Annotated in this window: 15 protein-coding genes; 14 read left to right on the forward strand and 1 reads right to left on the reverse strand. The window is 62.2% G+C overall.

The window, feature by feature from the left end; genetic code table 11:
• The first annotated feature begins 35 nt into the window (after nt 1-35).
• From secY to rplQ, 6 genes are all read left to right on the forward strand, one after another.
• Complete coding sequence (gene secY, locus ING15_RS06710) at nt 36-1,379, forward strand: preprotein translocase subunit SecY (protein ID WP_206454014.1); 1,344 nt, start codon at nt 36-38, stop codon at nt 1,377-1,379.
• Nucleotides 1,376-2,065, forward strand: a complete 690-nt coding sequence (locus ING15_RS06715) for an adenylate kinase (RefSeq protein ID WP_206454015.1) — start codon at nt 1,376-1,378, stop codon at nt 2,063-2,065. Before secY ends, ING15_RS06715 begins: the two co-directional genes overlap by 4 nt.
• A 159-nt stretch (nt 2,066-2,224) precedes the next feature.
• Entirely contained in the window at nt 2,225-2,593 is a 369-nt protein-coding gene (gene rpsM / locus ING15_RS06720) for a 30S ribosomal protein S13 (RefSeq protein WP_206454016.1), read from the forward strand.
• Nucleotides 2,594-2,675: 82 nt separating this feature from the next.
• On the forward strand, nt 2,676-3,065 hold the full coding sequence (gene rpsK, locus ING15_RS06725) for a 30S ribosomal protein S11 (protein ID WP_206454017.1): 390 nt from the start codon (nt 2,676-2,678) through the stop codon (nt 3,063-3,065).
• A 118-nt stretch (nt 3,066-3,183) separates the two neighbouring features.
• The gene (locus ING15_RS06730; protein ID WP_206454018.1) at nt 3,184-4,215 is read left to right on the forward strand and encodes a DNA-directed RNA polymerase subunit alpha; all 1,032 of its coding nucleotides are present in this window, start codon (nt 3,184-3,186) and stop codon (nt 4,213-4,215) included.
• A gap of 143 nt (nt 4,216-4,358) precedes the next feature.
• Nucleotides 4,359-4,784 carry a 50S ribosomal protein L17 gene (rplQ, locus tag ING15_RS06735; RefSeq protein ID WP_206454019.1) on the forward strand — a complete coding sequence of 142 codons (426 nt, stop codon included), beginning with the start codon at nt 4,359-4,361 and terminating at the stop codon, nt 4,782-4,784.
• 203 nt (nt 4,785-4,987) lie between these two features.
• Here the strand turns inward: rplQ and ING15_RS06740 are convergent, their stop codons facing one another.
• Complete coding sequence (locus ING15_RS06740) at nt 4,988-6,742, reverse strand: putative bifunctional diguanylate cyclase/phosphodiesterase (protein WP_206454020.1); 1,755 nt, start codon at nt 6,740-6,742, stop codon at nt 4,988-4,990.
• Nucleotides 6,743-6,978: 236 nt separating this feature from the next.
• On the opposite strand from ING15_RS06740, the gene ING15_RS06745 reads away from it, so the two are divergent.
• From ING15_RS06745 to ING15_RS06775, 8 genes are all read left to right on the forward strand, one after another.
• On the forward strand, nt 6,979-7,998 hold the full coding sequence (locus tag ING15_RS06745) for an SDR family oxidoreductase (RefSeq protein ID WP_206454021.1): 1,020 nt from the start codon (nt 6,979-6,981) through the stop codon (nt 7,996-7,998).
• 292 nt (nt 7,999-8,290) lie between these two features.
• A complete protein-coding gene (locus ING15_RS19705) occupies nt 8,291-8,422 on the forward strand; it encodes a hypothetical protein (RefSeq protein ID WP_269812735.1) in 132 nt (43 codons plus the stop codon).
• Nucleotides 8,423-8,775: 353 nt separating this feature from the next.
• A complete protein-coding gene (locus ING15_RS06750; protein ID WP_332873788.1) occupies nt 8,776-10,131 on the forward strand; it encodes a DegQ family serine endoprotease in 1,356 nt (451 codons plus the stop codon).
• A 64-nt stretch (nt 10,132-10,195) separates the two neighbouring features.
• Nucleotides 10,196-11,485 carry a replication-associated recombination protein A gene (locus ING15_RS06755; protein WP_206454023.1) on the forward strand — a complete coding sequence of 430 codons (1,290 nt, stop codon included), beginning with the start codon at nt 10,196-10,198 and terminating at the stop codon, nt 11,483-11,485.
• Between the two features lie 155 nt (nt 11,486-11,640).
• The gene (locus ING15_RS06760; protein ID WP_206454024.1) at nt 11,641-13,257 is read left to right on the forward strand and encodes a BCCT family transporter; all 1,617 of its coding nucleotides are present in this window, start codon (nt 11,641-11,643) and stop codon (nt 13,255-13,257) included.
• Between the two features lie 104 nt (nt 13,258-13,361).
• Complete coding sequence (crcB, locus tag ING15_RS06765) at nt 13,362-13,739, forward strand: fluoride efflux transporter CrcB (protein ID WP_206454025.1); 378 nt, start codon at nt 13,362-13,364, stop codon at nt 13,737-13,739.
• A gap of 35 nt (nt 13,740-13,774) precedes the next feature.
• Nucleotides 13,775-14,761, forward strand: coding sequence for an RluA family pseudouridine synthase (locus ING15_RS06770; RefSeq protein WP_206454026.1), 987 nt, complete (start codon nt 13,775-13,777; stop codon nt 14,759-14,761).
• Entirely contained in the window at nt 14,761-15,468 is a 708-nt protein-coding gene (locus ING15_RS06775; protein WP_206454027.1) for an HAD-IA family hydrolase, read from the forward strand. Before ING15_RS06770 ends, ING15_RS06775 begins: the two co-directional genes overlap by 1 nt.
• The last annotated feature ends 27 nt before the right edge of the window (nt 15,469-15,495 follow it).

The following is a 15,495-nucleotide window of genomic DNA, read 5'->3' on the forward strand; positions in this document are numbered from 1 at the left end:
GCTGACCCGCGGGACAACCCGGAGACAAGTTCGACATGGCATCGGCTGCGGAACAACTCGCCGCTAACTTGAACTTCTCGGCCTTCGCCAAGGCCGAGGATCTCAAGAAGCGCATCTGGTTTACCCTTGGCGCACTTCTCGTCTATCGCCTCGGAACCTATATTCCGATGCCGGGCATCAATCCGGCCGCGTTGGCTCAGGCCTTTCAGCAGCAATCCACCGGCATTTTGGGCATGTTCAACATGTTCTCCGGCGGAGCTGTCGGGCGCATGGCAATCTTTGCCCTCGGCATCATGCCGTATATCTCCGCCTCTATTATCATTCAGTTGATGACGTCGGTCATCCCGTCGTTGGAGCAGTTGAAGAAGGAAGGCGAACAGGGTCGCAAGGTCATCAACCAGTACACGCGCTATGGCACCGTGCTGCTGGCGACAGTGCAGGCCTATGGTATCGCCGTCGGATTGCAGAGCCAACAGGGCATTGTGGTCGACCCTGGCGCGTTCTTCCAGATTTCAGCGGTCATTACGCTGGTCGGCGGCACCATGTTCCTGATGTGGCTGGGCGAACAGATCACGGCCCGCGGTATCGGCAACGGTATTTCGCTGATCATCTTTGCCGGGATCGTTGCCAATCTTCCGTCCGCGGTGGCCAACCTCCTGGAACTCGGGCGGACCGGCGCGCTGTCGACGGCGATCATTCTCCTCGTGATATTTGTCGCGATGGTGTCGATCGCAGTGATCGTGTTTTTCGAGCGGGCGCAGCGCCGGTTGCTGATCCAGTATCCGAAGCGCCAGGTTGGCAACCGCATGTTCCAGGGTGATACCTCGCATTTGCCCCTCAAGCTGAACACCGCAGGCGTTATTCCGCCGATCTTCGCGTCGTCGCTGCTTCTGCTGCCGGTGACGATGGCGAATTTTTCCGACACGTCGGCGCTGCCGGGATGGGCCACGGCCGTCATCGCTTCCCTCGGCAACGGCCAGCCGCTTCACATGTTTCTGTATGGCAGTCTGATTGCGTTCTTCGCATTCTTCTATACGGCGGTCGTCTTCAATCCGAAGGATACGGCTGACAATCTGAAAAAACACGGCGGTTTCGTCCCAGGCATTCGGCCGGGTGAGCGGACAGCGGAATATATCGATTACGTGCTGACGCGCATCACGGTCGTGGGAGCGATCTATCTCGTTCTTATCTGTCTCCTGCCTGAGTTCCTGATTTCGACCGTGGGTGTCCCATTCTATCTCGGTGGTACGTCGCTTCTGATCGTTGTCAGCGTCACGATGGATACGGTCGCGCAGGTCCAGGGGCATCTTCTGGCGCACCAGTACGAGGGCCTCGTCAAGAAGTCGAAGCTCAGAGGGGGGAGACGGGGAGCCAGATGAGAGTCATTCTGCTCGGACCACCGGGAGCCGGGAAGGGCACCCAGGCACAGAGGTTGATCGAGCGGTATGGGATTCCGCAGCTTTCGACCGGGGACATGTTGCGGACGGCCGTCGCCGCCCAGAGCGATATCGGTCGCAAGGCAAAGGCGGTCATGGATGCCGGAAATCTGGTGTCGGACGATATCGTCAATGCGATCGTCTCCGAACGGATCGATCAGGCCGACTGCGCCAACGGGTTCATTCTCGATGGATATCCGCGCACGCTGAACCAGGCGGATGCGGTCGAGGCGATGCTCGAGGAAAAGGACCTCGGGCTCGACCACGTCATCGAAATCAAGGTCGATGACGACATTCTCGTGAGGCGGGTTGCGGGGCGGTTTTCCTGCGCCAGCTGCGGCACGGTCTATCATGACGAAGACAAGCAGCCGAAGGTCGCGGGGGTCTGCGATGTTTGCGGGTCGACCGAGTTCAAGCGCCGCCCTGACGACAATGCGGAGACCATGCGGACCCGCCTGCGTGCGTATTACAAGGATACCTCGCCGCTCGTCGGCTACTATCACTGCAAGGGCACGCTGCGCGGGGTCGACGGCATGCAGCCGATCGATGTCGTGACCGACAGTATCGAAACCATTCTCAGCGCCGAACCCGCGTCAGGCGGATATCGCGCTGGACAAGCGGGCGGTTGACTTGTCAAGCCCCGTTGCTCTATAGCCTGCGCCTATTCGCGAATCCTTTGCGATCGGCGCAGGTCTTCGTTCGAGGGCCTGTTTCGGTCGTTTTCGGCCGTAGGGCTCTCATCTTGCATGAGACGGGCTCGCTGCCCATCTAAATCTAGGAGTATCGACGTGGCCCGTATCGCTGGCGTCAACATCCCGAGCAATAAGCGCGTCGTCATCGCGCTGCAGTACATCCATGGCATCGGTTCGACCTTTGCCAAGGAGATCGTGCAGAAGGTCAATCTCGGCGATGAGCGCCGAGTGAATGATCTGACGGACGGTGAAGTTCTGCAGATTCGCGAGATCATCGACCGCGACTATCAGGTCGAGGGCGATCTTCGTCGCGAGACGGCGATGAACATCAAGCGCCTGATGGATCTGGGCTGCTATCGTGGCCTGCGCCATCGTCGCAGCCTGCCGGTTCGCGGTCAGCGGACCCACACCAACGCCCGCACCCGCAAGGGTCCGGCGAAGGCGATCGCAGGCAAGAAGAAGTGATTTACGCAGCGCGCCCTTCGGGCGCGCTGTTGGTGTAGCCGCCGGCATTACGGCGGTGCGGATATCAAACAGGACTTATTAAATGGCCAAGGAAGCACAACGCGTTCGTCGCCGCGAGCGCAAGAACATTACGTCGGGCGTCGCCCATGTGAGTTCGACCTTCAACAACACGCTGATCACGATCACGGACGCGCAAGGCAATGCGATTGCCTGGTCCTCGGCGGGCGCACAGGGCTTCAAGGGCTCGCGCAAGTCGACGCCGTTCGCTGCGCAGGTTGCCGCCGAAGACGCCGCCAAGAAGGCGCAGGAGCACGGCATGCGCACGCTCGAGGTCGAGGTGTGCGGTCCGGGTTCCGGGCGTGAATCGGCATTGCGGGCGCTGCAGGCAGCCGGATTCACGATCACGTCGATCCGCGACGTGACGCCGATCCCGCATAACGGCGTGCGTCCGCGCAAGAAGCGCCGCGTTTGATGCTTTCCGTCGCAGCCTTTTAGGGTGCGGCGTGCGGCCGACAGGAGGGGTTTCACCCTCCGTTATCAGACCTATCGCCACGATTGGATGGTGGCGAGGAAACTGAAAGGCATCCGTCATGATTGCTAGCAACTGGCAAGACCTTACCAAGCCCAACCAGGTGGTGTTCAAGAGCGGTGGCAGCCGCGTCAAGGCATCGCTGACGGCCGAGCCACTCGAGCGTGGCTTCGGGCTTACCCTCGGCAACGCCCTGCGCCGTGTTCTCCTGTCGTCGCTCCAGGGAGCGGCGATCACCGCGGTTCAGATCGACGGCGTACTACATGAGTTCTCTTCGATCCCGGGCGTGCGCGAGGATGTCACGGACATCGTCCTCAACATCAAGGAAATCTGCATTGGCATGCAGGGCGAGGGGCCGAAGCGCATGGTCGTGCGCAAGCAGGGCCCATGCGTCGTGCGCGCCGGCGACATCCAGACCGTCGGCGATATCGAGGTTCTCAACCCCGAGCATGAGATCTGCACCCTCGATGAGGGTGCGGAAATCCGCATGGAGTTCACGGTCAATACCGGCAAGGGTTATGTCCCGGCCGACCAGAATCGCGCGGAAGATGCTCCAATCGGTCTGATCCCGGTGGACTCGCTGTTTTCGCCGGTCAAGAAGGTGTCCTACAAGGTCGAGGCCACCCGTGAGGGGCAGGATCTCAACAAGGACAAGTTGACCATGCAGATCGAGACGGATGGCTCGATCACTGGCGAGGATGCGGTGGCCTATGCTGCGCGCATCCTCCAGGATCAGCTGTCCGTCTTCGTGAACTTCGAAGAGCCGCAGCGCGACCAGCGCGGCGCGGCTGGTGCGGCCGACGAGCAGATGGCCGAGTTGGCGTTCAACCCGGCGCTGCTCAAGAAGGTCGATGAACTCGAGCTTTCGGTCCGCTCGGCCAATTGCCTGAAGAACGACAACATCGTCTATATCGGTGATCTGATCCAGAAGACCGAGGCGGAGATGTTGCGGACGCCGAATTTCGGCCGCAAGTCGCTGAACGAGATCAAGGAAGTGCTTGCCTCGATGGGGCTGCATCTCGGTATGGAAGTCACCGACTGGCCGCCGGAGAACATCGACGATCTGGCCAAGCGCTACGAAGACCAGTACTAAGACGATGCGCTCCCGGCCGCTGATACGGTCGGGAGCCACTTCAATGATTCAAAGGAACGGCGACCTGTCGCATCGACGGCAGGGACGCAAAGATCCCGACCTCCGGCGCCAAGGCGTCGGCATATTTCTCTGAGGAAAACCCCATGCGTCACGCCAAACGCGGCCGGAAACTCAACCGTACCGCCAGTCACCGTAAAGCGATGTTCGCCAATATGTCGGCGTCATTGATCATGCACGAGCAGATCGTCACGACCCTGCCGAAGGCGAAGGAGCTTCGCCCGATCATTGAGAAGATGATTACGCTGGGCAAGCGCGGCGATCTTCATGCCCGTCGGCAGGCGCTGTCGAAGGTCCGGGACGGCTCTGTCGTTGCCAAGCTGTTCGATACGCTGGCAACTCGCTATGCCGATCGCAACGGCGGCTATACCCGTGTTCTCAAGGCCGGTTTCCGCCGCGGCGACAATGCTCCGCTGGCGGTTATCGAGTTTGTCGACCGCGATCCCGAGGCCCGCGGTGCAATCGATCGTGAGCGGCTCGAGGCCGAGGGCGAGCAGGAAGACGCCGCCTGATCATCGGATCGACGCCATGACAGAATGACGAAGGGGCCCCTGTGGCCCCTTTTTCGTGTGGCGTGTCGGCCGCATTTCGGCCGTTGCCAATCAAATTCTCCAAGCAGGGTGGTGTACGGTTCTGTGGAGCGTGTCCGGCATAAGACGACCTCGGAGCGCCGATTGGCGATTGTCAAATCACGCCAGCGATTTGACCCGCTGGCTCACCGTTGCGCGCTCTGCTTCAAGAGAGCCGTCGTGTGCGCGGCGTCAGCGGGCCGAGCGAAGTGGAACCCCTGGCCGAGGCGGCATCCCAGTTCCGACAGCCGTTCGGCCTGGGCGACACACTCGATTCCCTCGGCGACTGTCCTCATGCCAAGCTTCTCGGAGATATCGATCAGAGCTTCGACGATGACACGGCTGGGGGCGTCGGTCAGGAGGCGGTCAATGAAACTCTTGTCGATCTTGATGAGGTCCACCGGGAAGCTGAGAAGGTGGGTCAGCGAGGCGAATCCTGTGCCGAAGTCGTCGAGGGCGACAAGCATCCCCTTGTCTCTCAGGCGTGTCACCGCTCTCGCGACATCGTGGTTCGGTCCGTCCATGAAAACGGTTTCAGTCACCTCCAGGACCAGATGCTGCAACGAAACCTGTTCTGCATCGAAAGTGGCACAGATGATTTGATCGAGGTTCCTGTGCCGAAAATCGGACATAGCGAGGTTCACGCCGACATGCTGGAAAGGAATGCCGTCGTCGAGCCACGTGCGGATGTCGGCGGCGACCTCGGACAACATTTGTCTGGTCAATCGATCGGCGACATGGGGATCGGTAAAGGCGTCCGCGAATTCGCCGGCAGACGCAATGCGACCATCCTTGGTCTGTAGCCGCGCCAAGGCCTCGAGGCCGACGATTTGCTCGGTGTCCAGCCGCACGATGGGCTGATAGTAAGTGACGATCCGGTGCTCGGCAAGGGCAAGGGCGACCTCGCGAATGGTTTCAATTCGTCGCATGGCCGAGGTTCGGAGCCCCGGCTCAAACGCTACGTAACCGCCTCGGTGCGAGGCCTTGGCATGCTGGAGAGCGAAATCGGCGTTCTGATGAAGATGGTCGGCGCTGTCCCCATCCGTTCCGCGGACGACGCCACCAATGGTCACCTGGAGCGAAATCGTGTTGTCGCGACATCGGAACGGAGGACGCATGGCGTCGAATATGCGCGAGACGAGCTCGCGCAATCGGGCGTGATCGGCGCTGTCGTCGGCCAGGACTGCAAACTCGTCGCCGCCAATCCGAAAGGCCGAGGCCGGCGCCGGAGCCACTTGCTCCAGTCGGGACGCAACCTCCCGCAGGACCTGGTCGCCGACGACGGGACCCATGGTGTCATTGATCGTCTTGAGGTGTTCGACTTCGATGAGGAGTAGGCCGAAGGATCGGGACGCCTGACCCAGCTTGCTTTCGATCACGGTATTGAAGCGGCGGCGGTTCTGCAGGTTCGTCAGTTGATCGTAATGCGCCAGCTGCCGATTTCTTTGCTGCAGGTGCCAGCGGTCGATCCCGATGCTCAACAGACGAACGCAGGTTTCAGCGACTATCCGCTCCTGCTCCGATGGACCGCGCTTGTTGCGAAAATACATTGTGAAAAGAGCGACAGTCTGGCCCGTGGGCGCTTTGACAGTGCTTGACCATGATGCCGCCCAACCGCTGGGCAACACCAGCTCGGACGAAGGCCGCAGCGGGACTTTCGTCGTTTCGCCGTCATCGCGTGCCGGATTGCCGCCGCCGGCGGGCTGGGTTCGGTCTAACCAGTCGCCCGACAGATGGGCGAGGAGATTCCGATCGGGTATTGGAAGCGAGGGACCGGCATTCGCACACAGGTGTCCTTCCTCGCCCACGGTTACGATGGAGCATGCGATCTCGGGGATGAGCGCCTGAACCCGACGGCATAGGAGAGCAAGAATTGCTTCGAACGTCTCGCCCACAGCCATAGCGTCCAGAATTTCGACCTGTAGCCTGTGCGAGGCCTGGCTCGGATCGGTGTGCATAAGAAAGGGACGCTCCCAAATCAATGAGGCCTGATATCATGTCGAGCGGTGTTTCGTATCCTTCTACTGCGCGGGGACAATTTTCTCGATCGCTCGGAAATCCCTATGGTACTGATATAATTTCAAAATGAAACGGTATTTTTTCGCAAGTTTTTTCACCATTTCATGACGGTAACCGCATGTCCGATCTCATTCTCCTCACAGGTATTTCCGGGTTCATTGCCAAACACGTCGCCCTGGAACTGCTAGCGGCTGGCTATCGGGTAAGAGGAACCGTGCGCTCGGCCGCCAAGGCCGCGTTGGTCCAAGAAACGTTGAAAAATGCCGGAGGGGCTGTCGATCGGCTGGAATTCGTCGAGGCGGATCTGACCCAGGATAACGGCTGGGATGCCGCTGTGGCCGGATGCCGCTTCGTCGTGCATACGGCCTCGCCGTTTCCCGCGAGGCAATCCAAGGATAGATATGCGTTGGTGCCAATCGCGAGGGGCGGGACGCTCCGTGTCGTCGAGGCCGCTTCCAGGGCGGGTGTCGAGCGAATTGTTCTGACCTCCTCGGTGGCAGCGATCTATTACGGCCACGACGCGAAGCAGGGGCCGCACTATTCGGAGTCGAACTGGTCCAATGTCGAAAGTTCGCACATTTCCGACTATGCGGTCTCAAAGACGGAAGCCGAAAGGGCGGCCTGGAAAGCCGTCGAGGCGGGCGGCCCGGAACTCGCCGTCGTCAACCCCGCCTTCGTCCTCGGTCCGATGCTCGATCGGGAGACGGGCACCTCGGCGGAGCTGATCCGGACGATGCTCATGGGGCGGCTCCCGGCCGTGCCGGACATCACCTTCGGCATCGTCGATGTTCGCGACGTCGCCCGCGCGCATCTTCAGGCCATGACCGTACCCGATGCAGCGGGGCGACGGTTCATCCTGTGTGGGGGATCACTGTCAATGATGGAAATTGGTCAGTCAATCGCGCTCGCCGAGCCGTCCGCCGCCAGCCGGGTGCCGAAACTGGTGTTGCCGGATTTTCTGGTGCGCGCGGCGGCCATCTTCACCGGGAAGGCTCGGGCGGCCGTGCCTGAGCTCGGTCGCCGGAAAATTCTGGGGACCGAGGCCGCCGAACGGACTCTCGGAATCGACTTTCGTCCGCCGCAAGTGGCCGTTGCCGCGACGGTTCGGAGCTTGAAGGAGCTTGGCCTCGCGAATTAAGTAAGGTCGGTTTCGAAGGCAGGCATGTTCAGGCTATTAACGTTAACCATTCGGCCGCTGAATTTCGGAACTGTGGCGCAAATGCCATCGAAAGCCCTGCAAACCCGTGCAATAGGGGCACCGATCGCGACACTGTAAAAAATTCGTCGAAACCGAGGCAACCAATCGCGGCTTGGGGACTTTTGTTTCCAAGACTGTGAGAACATCAGGCCAATGCGGCAACATTTACGCGGATGAAACTAGTTCGATGAATAATATGAACACCATGAACACCACCTCGGGACGGCCTTCCATGCGCAGAACCCTGCTGACGCTCTTGGGCGCGACCGCTGCGTTCGGAATTCTGACCGCCAGCTACGCGACCGCCGAGCTCCCCGATCAAGCTGCGGCGGCGGCGGCTATCGGCACGGTGAACCTCCGGTAAGATCGATACTCCCGAGCTACTGAAATGATGAAAGGGGCCTTATCCAGGCCCCTTTTTCATGGCTTCCATCTGGTTTAAAGCGGGGCCGGCTTCCAAGGGCGAGTCGGTGGGTGAACGACAGGCGGGTGATGCGGTCACAACGGGTTTTATGGGTCGCTTTGATCGCGACTTTCCTAACAGTGTCTCCAACGCTTGGGGCTGATCACGGCTGGAGCGTTGGCGGCTGGATCAGTAGATTGCTCGGTGGGCAGACGACGGATGGCGGCGGTGACGGTGGCGGGGTGCAGCCATCGTCGGATGGGCGAGATCGACCGGCTCGAGATCGACAGGCTTCTGAGTCCGGTGAGGGCAGCGTGGTTCCGTTGCCGGACGCTGTCGCTGCCGAAACGAAGACCGTGCCGTCGGGCCGGGCGGAAATCGATCTCTCTTTCGCTCCGCTCGTCGAGGAAACGGCACCAGCCGTCGTGAATGTCTATGCGGCGCGCATCGTCCCGACGCGGCAATCACCCTTCGCGAACGATCCCTTCTTCGGCCAGTTTTTTGGTCAACGATTCGACAACCGGCCGCGTATGGAGTCGGCGCTCGGTTCCGGTGTGATCATTGATCCCTCCGGCCTGGTTGTCACCAACAATCACGTGGTTGAGAACGCCGACGAGGTGAAGATCGCCTTCAGCGACGGCCGGGAGTTCGAGACGAAAGTGCTGCTCAAGGACGCGAAAGTGGACCTGGCGGTGCTTGCGATCGAGGGCGAAGGGCCGTTCCCGTCGCTGCCGATCGCCGACTCCGACGAGTTGGAGATTGGCGATCTCGTCCTGGCGATCGGCAACCCGTTCGGCATCGGCCAGACCGTCACGACCGGTATCGTCTCGGCGCTGGCGCGAAATCATATCGGCGTCAACGACTTCGGCTTCTTCATTCAGACCGACGCGGCGATCAACCCCGGCAATTCCGGCGGCGCGCTGATCGACATGAAGGGCCGGCTCGTCGGCGTGAACACGGCGATCTTCTCGCGGTCCGGCGGCTCCAACGGTATCGGTTTCGCAATCCCGTCCAACATGGTGGCGAGCTTCCAGCGCGCCGCCAAGGCGGGCGGCCGCTTCGAGCGTCCCTATGTCGGTGCAACCTTCGCGTCGGTCACGCCCGATATCGCCGATGCGCTCGGTCTTCCCCGGCCGACCGGCGCGCTGGTGCAGGCGGTGATGAACGATAGCCCAGCCGCGCAGGCCGGCATCACGGTCGGTGACGTCATCCTGTCGGTCGATGGCTTTGCGATCGACAATCCCGACGCGCTCGGTTACCGGCTGGCGACAGCCGGCGTCGGGCGCACGGCGAAGATGCGCGTTTTGCGAGGCGACGAGCGGGAAACCATTGAACTGCCGCTGGAGGCGGCGCCCGAGATCCCGCCGCGCGACGAGCGCAGCCTGTCCGGCAACAACCCGTTCTCCGGCGCCACGGTGCTCAACCTGTCGCCACGCGTCGCCGAGGAGCGGGGTCTGCCGGCGGACAAGACCGGGGTCGTCGTGGCGGCCGTCAAACGCGGATCACTGGCGCAGCGCTTCGGCTTGCGGCCGAACGATATTCTTTTGACCGTCAACGGCGATGTCATCGCCTCGACGCGGTCGTTGGAGGGAATGCTGAAACGGCGTTATCGCGGCTGGCAATTCGAGGTCGAGCGGGACGGTCGTCGCATGACTCAATTGGTGCGCTGACTTGGCGGATCTCTTCGGCGGGGGCGATTCGGGGACGTCGATCCGCACAGGGAAGAGCGGGCAGATGCCGGCCGATGATCCGTCCCGGCCGCTCGCCGATCGACTGCGACCGCGCACGCTCGCCGAGGTCGTCGGCCAGGAGCATCTGACCGGGGAGGGCGGTGTGCTGTCGCGCATGCTCGCAACCGGCAGCCTTGGCTCTATGATCTTCTGGGGGCCACCCGGCACCGGGAAAACCACAGTCGCGCGACTTCTCGCCAATGAGGTCGATTATGCTTTCGAGCAGATTTCGGCGATCTTTTCCGGCGTCGCGGACCTCAAGAAGGTATTCGAGGCGGCGCGCCTGCGCCGCTCCAACGGCAGACGGACGCTGCTTTTCGTCGACGAGATACATCGCTTCAATCGGGCGCAGCAGGATTCGTTCCTGCCGGTGATGGAGGACGGCACGGTCGTCCTCGTCGGCGCCACGACCGAAAACCCGTCCTTCGAGCTCAACGCGGCGCTTTTGTCGCGGGCCCGGGTCCTGACCTTTCGCCCGCATGGGTCGGACAGCCTCGTCAAGCTGCTCGCGCGGGCCGAGGCAGCGGAAGGGCGGCCCTTGCCGCTCGACGAGGAGGCGCGGGCGGTGCTCTTGCGGATGGCCGATGGCGACGGTCGCGCAATCCTGACATTGGCAGAGGAGACCTGGCGTGCCGGCCGGGCGGGCGAGATCTTCGACGCGGCCAGCTTGCAGGACATCGTCCAACGTCGGGCGCCGGTCTACGACAAGGGTCAGGACGGCCATTACAACCTGATCTCCGCTCTGCATAAATCGGTGCGTGGATCGGACCCGGACGCGGCGCTCTACTGGCTTTGTCGAATGCTCGATGCCGGCGAGGACCCGCTCTATCTTGGGCGGCGGCTGGTGCGGATGGCGGCCGAAGATATCGGGTTGGCCGATCCGCGGGCGCTTGGCATCGCGCTCGCAGCCAAGGACGCCTACGACTATCTCGGCTCGCCGGAAGGTGAACTCGCGCTCGCCGAAGCGACGGTGTACCTGGCGTCGGCACCGAAATCCAACGCGGTGTACCTGGCCTACAAGGCGGCCATGCGGGCGGCCAAGGAGCATGGTTCGCTGCTGCCGCCCAAGCATATCCTCAACGCCCCGACGACGCTGATGCGCTCGGAGGGTTACGGCGCCGGCTATGCCTACGATCACGACGCGCCGGACGCGTTTTCCGGCCAAAGCTATTTTCCCGACGACATGGAACGGCCGGTTTTCTACCGACCGACGGAGCGGGGGGCTGAGGTTTCGATCGGCGAACGTTTGCAACATTGGGCCAATCTTCGTGAGAGACGCGGTCTGGAAAGCTGATACGTTAGAAACATCTCGACAATTCTGCCCGCACTGCCGTCGCAATGGGTGCGGAATGGCTGGATTTGTGCCAAGGTAACAGTGAGTCCACATTCGTAAGAACCACTGTACTTCTTTGCGATCCATTCCAGTACCGTTTTGAAAGTGAGGTTTCGATGTCGCTCGAACCTGGCCAGTTGGCCGAACATTCCGTCACCGACTACGAGGTCGGGCAGGACAATTTGCGAAAATACGGCCTCGATATCCACAATCCGGTGTTTCCGATTTCCGCCGGCCTGATCATCGCCTTCGTCGCTTTCACGCTGCTGTTCCCGACCGTCGCCGACGATTTCTTCGGCTGGCTGCGCCCAGCGCTGACTGCGAACTTCGACTGGGTCTTCCTCATCGCGGGCAACATTTTCGTCCTTTTCTGCCTGTTCCTCATCGTGTCGCCCTACGGCTCGATTCGGCTGGGCGGCAAGGATGCCAAACCGGAATATGGCTATTTCGGCTGGTTCGCGATGCTGTTCGCGGCCGGCATGGGCATTGGCCTGATGTTCTACGGCGTTTCGGAACCGATCTCGCACTTTTCCACGTCGCTCGCAGGCGATTCCTGGGCGCCCCTTGGTGGCGCTGTCGGCGATACCGAGGCGTCCCGCCGGCTCGGCATGGCCGCGACGATCTATCACTGGGGGCTTCACCCTTGGGCGATTTATGCCGTGGTTGCTCTGGCGCTGGCTTTCTTCAGCTATAATTGGGGCCTGCCGCTCACCATGCGCTCGGCCTTCTACCCCGTTCTTGGCGATCGCGTCTGGGGCTGGCCGGGCCATGTCATCGATACGCTGGCCGTCTTCGCCACCCTGTTCGGCCTCGCCACGTCGCTCGGCTTCGGCGCGGAGCAGGCGGTTGCCGGCCTGAACTATCTCTTTGGCGTGCCGGCCACGACGTTCAGCAAGATCGTCCTGATCATCGTCATCACAGGCGTCGCGCTAGCGTCCGTGGTCGCCGGGCTCGATGCGGGTGTGAAACGACTGTCTGAGATCAATATGGGTCTCGCGCTGCTCTTGCTGGGGTTCATCTTTCTGGTCGGACCGACCATGGATGTCGTCCGCGGCTTCTTCGGCAATTCGCTTGCCTATCTGCGCGAGGTCGTCCCGCTTTCCAATCCGTTCGGCCGCGGCGACGACAACTTCAGAGAGGGCTGGACCAGCTTCTATTGGGCCTGGTGGATGAGCTGGTCACCCTTCGTCGGCATGTTCATCGCGCGGGTGTCGCGCGGCCGGACTGTCCGCGAGTTTCTCACTTGCGTCCTGATCATCCCAACGATCGTGTCGATCATCTGGATGACGGTGTTCGGCGGAACGGCCCTCACCGAAACGATCGACGGCTTCGCCGGCATCGTCGACGCGGCGCTCGAAGTGAAGCTCTTCGTCATGCTTGGCCAATTGCCGCTAACGGCGATCACCTCCTTCATCGGTATCGTTCTGGTCATCGTGTTCTTCGTCACCTCGTCCGACTCCGGTTCGCTGGTCATCGATACGATCACCGCCGGCGGCAAGATTGACGCGCCGGTCCCGCAGCGAATCTTCTGGGCAACCTTCGAGGGCCTCGTCGCAATCGCGCTTCTGGTCGGCGGCGGGCTTGCCGCGCTCCAGGGCGCGGCGATCGCGACGGGCTTTCCATTTGCGTTCCTGCTCCTGGCATTGTGCTGGTCGACCATGCGCGGGCTCCATGCCGAACGGCGCCAGCCGTTCCTCGAACAGGCGAAGGCCGAGGCAGAGGCCGCGGAATAGCGGTTCCGCCACGGTTTGGGGCGGCGCCGGCAATCTGAGCTCGGCGTCGCCGCGCGCCGATCGTGTGGCTAGCCTCGCTGCAACGCGGCGGTTATAGAGACCGCATGTATCACCTCATCCTCGTCGCGGCGGGCGGCGCGACCGGTGCGAGTCTTCGACATTTATCGAATCTTGCCGCGCTTCGTCTTCTCGGTCCGAACTTTCCGTTCGGTACGGCCTTCGTGAACGTCTCCGGATCGTTCCTGATGGGTATCGTGATGGAGATCGTCGCGCGCCGCTTCGGTGCATCGAATGAATTGCGGCTGTTCCTCGCCGTCGGGCTGCTGGGCGGGTTCACCACCTTCTCGTCCTTCTCGCTTGATGCCGTGGCGCTGTATGAGCGCGGAGCGTTCGGTTTGGCGGCGTTTTACGTCATCGGTTCCGTCGTCGCGGGCATTGCGGCGCTGTTTGCCGGGTTCGCTGCGGCACGGGGGCTCGTCTGATGGCGGCTGAGGCGAGCCAAGCAAAGGAAATGACGATGACGTCTGTCGAACAGCGACGGATCGAGGAGGACGAGGCCGGCTTGCGCCTCGACCGCTGGTTCAAGCTGCACTATCCGGGTCTCGGCTTCGGTCATCTGCAGAAGCTGCTGCGCTCGGGCCAGGTGCGGATCGATGGTGGCCGCGCCAAGTCGGACACGCGGGTTCTCGCCGGGCAGATGGTCCGCGTGCCGCCGATGGGAACCGACTTGGCACGCGGTAAGGTCGGCCCGCTGACCCGCAACACGATCCGCGACCAGCATGATGGCGACGTTTTGGCGCAGATGCTGATCTACGAGGACGCAAAGGTCTATGTCTTCAACAAGCCGGCCGGCCTCGCTGTCCAGGGCGGCTCGGGCGTTTCCCGGCATGTCGACAAGATGCTGGAGGCCTGGCGCAGCCGCAAGGGCGAGAAGCCGCGGCTCGTCCACCGGCTCGACCGCGACACGTCCGGCGTTCTCGTCGTCGCCCGCACGCGCGGCGCCGCGACGGCGCTGACCAAGGCGTTTCGCGAGCGCGATACCAAAAAGGTCTATTGGGCGGTGGTCAAAGGCGTCCCCACACCACGGGACGGGCGCATCTCGACCTTCCTCGTCAAGGAGCAGACGGAGGACGGCGACCGGATGCGCGTCGCCAAACACGGCGAGGAGGGTGCCGATCACGCGCTGACCCATTACCGGGTAATCGAGAATCTCGCTCAGAACTTCGCTTGGATCGAGTTCGAGCCCTATACGGGGCGGACACATCAGCTGCGTGTCCACGCTCTTCATATCGGGCATCCGATCCTCGGCGATCCGAAATATTTCGAGCACGACACCAATTGGGAGTTTCCCGGCGGCGTGCAGAAGCGGCTGCATCTGCATGCGCGCCGCATCGTCATTCCGCATCCGGACGGCGGTGTCGTCGATCAGATTGCGCCGCTGCCGCCGCATATGGTGCAGACCTTCAACCTGTTCGGTTTCGACGAAGGCGCGTTGGGCGACTGATGCGGGCGGTTCTGTTCGACTGTGACGGCACCATCGCCGATAGCTGCGGCCTGATCTGCGACATCATGCGGCGGGTCTTTGCCGAGCACGGCTTGCCGGAGCCGGCGGACGTGGAAACGCGTGGCATCATCGGCCTGTCCCTGGACGTCGCGATCGGCCGCCTGCATCCTGCCGCCGAGCCGCCATTGCTCGCCGCGATGGTCGAGGGCTACCGCCGTACTTTTCGCGAGTCGCGGGCGGACGAGCGGTTTCGCGAGACACTGTTTCCGGGCATGAAGGAGCTGATCGATCGGCTCGCGGTGCGCGAAGACGTTCTGCTCGCCATGGTCACCGGCAAATCGCGCCGCGGTGTGGCGGCGATCTGCGAGGCGCATGGCATGGAGACGACGTTCCACGCCGTGCGGACCGCCGACGATTGTCCCTCCAAGCCACATCCGGCGATGGTCGAGGAGTGCTGCGCCGAATTCGGGCTGGATCCTTGCCATGCGCTCGTCGTCGGCGATTCCGTCTACGACATCGAGATGGCGAAGACGGCCGGGGCGTCGGCGCTGGGCGTTGCCTGGGGCACCCACGAAGCTGCCCCGCTGCTCGCCTCCGGCGCTTACGCAGTGGCCGAGACGGTCGAAGAACTCGAGGCACTCATCGACGCCTGGCTGCCTGGCGACCCGGTCCCATCGCAACGCGGCCAATGGGTGGCGGCTGACTGATGCCGCGTTCGGCTCTCGCCATGACGA

Source organism: Aurantimonas marina, assembly GCF_017183135.1.
GTDB lineage: Bacteria > Pseudomonadota > Alphaproteobacteria > Rhizobiales > Rhizobiaceae > Aurantimonas > Aurantimonas marina.

Excerpts from the sequence above, each read along its gene's own strand:
- secY (WP_206454014.1), top strand. The coding sequence starts at position 36 with ATGGCATCGGCTGCGGAACAACTCGCCGCTAACTTGAACTTCTCGGCC.
- ING15_RS06715 (WP_206454015.1), top strand. The coding sequence starts at position 1,376 with ATGAGAGTCATTCTGCTCGGACCACCGGGAGCCGGGAAGGGCACCCAG.
- rpsK (WP_206454017.1), top strand. The coding sequence starts at position 2,676 with ATGGCCAAGGAAGCACAACGCGTTCGTCGCCGCGAGCGCAAGAACATT.
- ING15_RS06730 (WP_206454018.1), top strand. The coding sequence starts at position 3,184 with ATGATTGCTAGCAACTGGCAAGACCTTACCAAGCCCAACCAGGTGGTG.
- rplQ (WP_206454019.1), top strand. The coding sequence starts at position 4,359 with ATGCGTCACGCCAAACGCGGCCGGAAACTCAACCGTACCGCCAGTCAC.
- ING15_RS06740 (WP_206454020.1), bottom strand. The coding sequence starts at position 6,742 with ATGGCTGTGGGCGAGACGTTCGAAGCAATTCTTGCTCTCCTATGCCGT.
- ING15_RS06745 (WP_206454021.1), top strand. The coding sequence starts at position 6,979 with ATGTCCGATCTCATTCTCCTCACAGGTATTTCCGGGTTCATTGCCAAA.
- ING15_RS19705 (WP_269812735.1), top strand. The coding sequence starts at position 8,291 with ATGCGCAGAACCCTGCTGACGCTCTTGGGCGCGACCGCTGCGTTCGGA.
- ING15_RS06755 (WP_206454023.1), top strand. The coding sequence starts at position 10,196 with ATGCCGGCCGATGATCCGTCCCGGCCGCTCGCCGATCGACTGCGACCG.
- ING15_RS06760 (WP_206454024.1), top strand. The coding sequence starts at position 11,641 with ATGTCGCTCGAACCTGGCCAGTTGGCCGAACATTCCGTCACCGACTAC.
- crcB (WP_206454025.1), top strand. The coding sequence starts at position 13,362 with ATGTATCACCTCATCCTCGTCGCGGCGGGCGGCGCGACCGGTGCGAGT.
- ING15_RS06770 (WP_206454026.1), top strand. The coding sequence starts at position 13,775 with ATGACGTCTGTCGAACAGCGACGGATCGAGGAGGACGAGGCCGGCTTG.
- ING15_RS06775 (WP_206454027.1), top strand. The coding sequence starts at position 14,761 with ATGCGGGCGGTTCTGTTCGACTGTGACGGCACCATCGCCGATAGCTGC.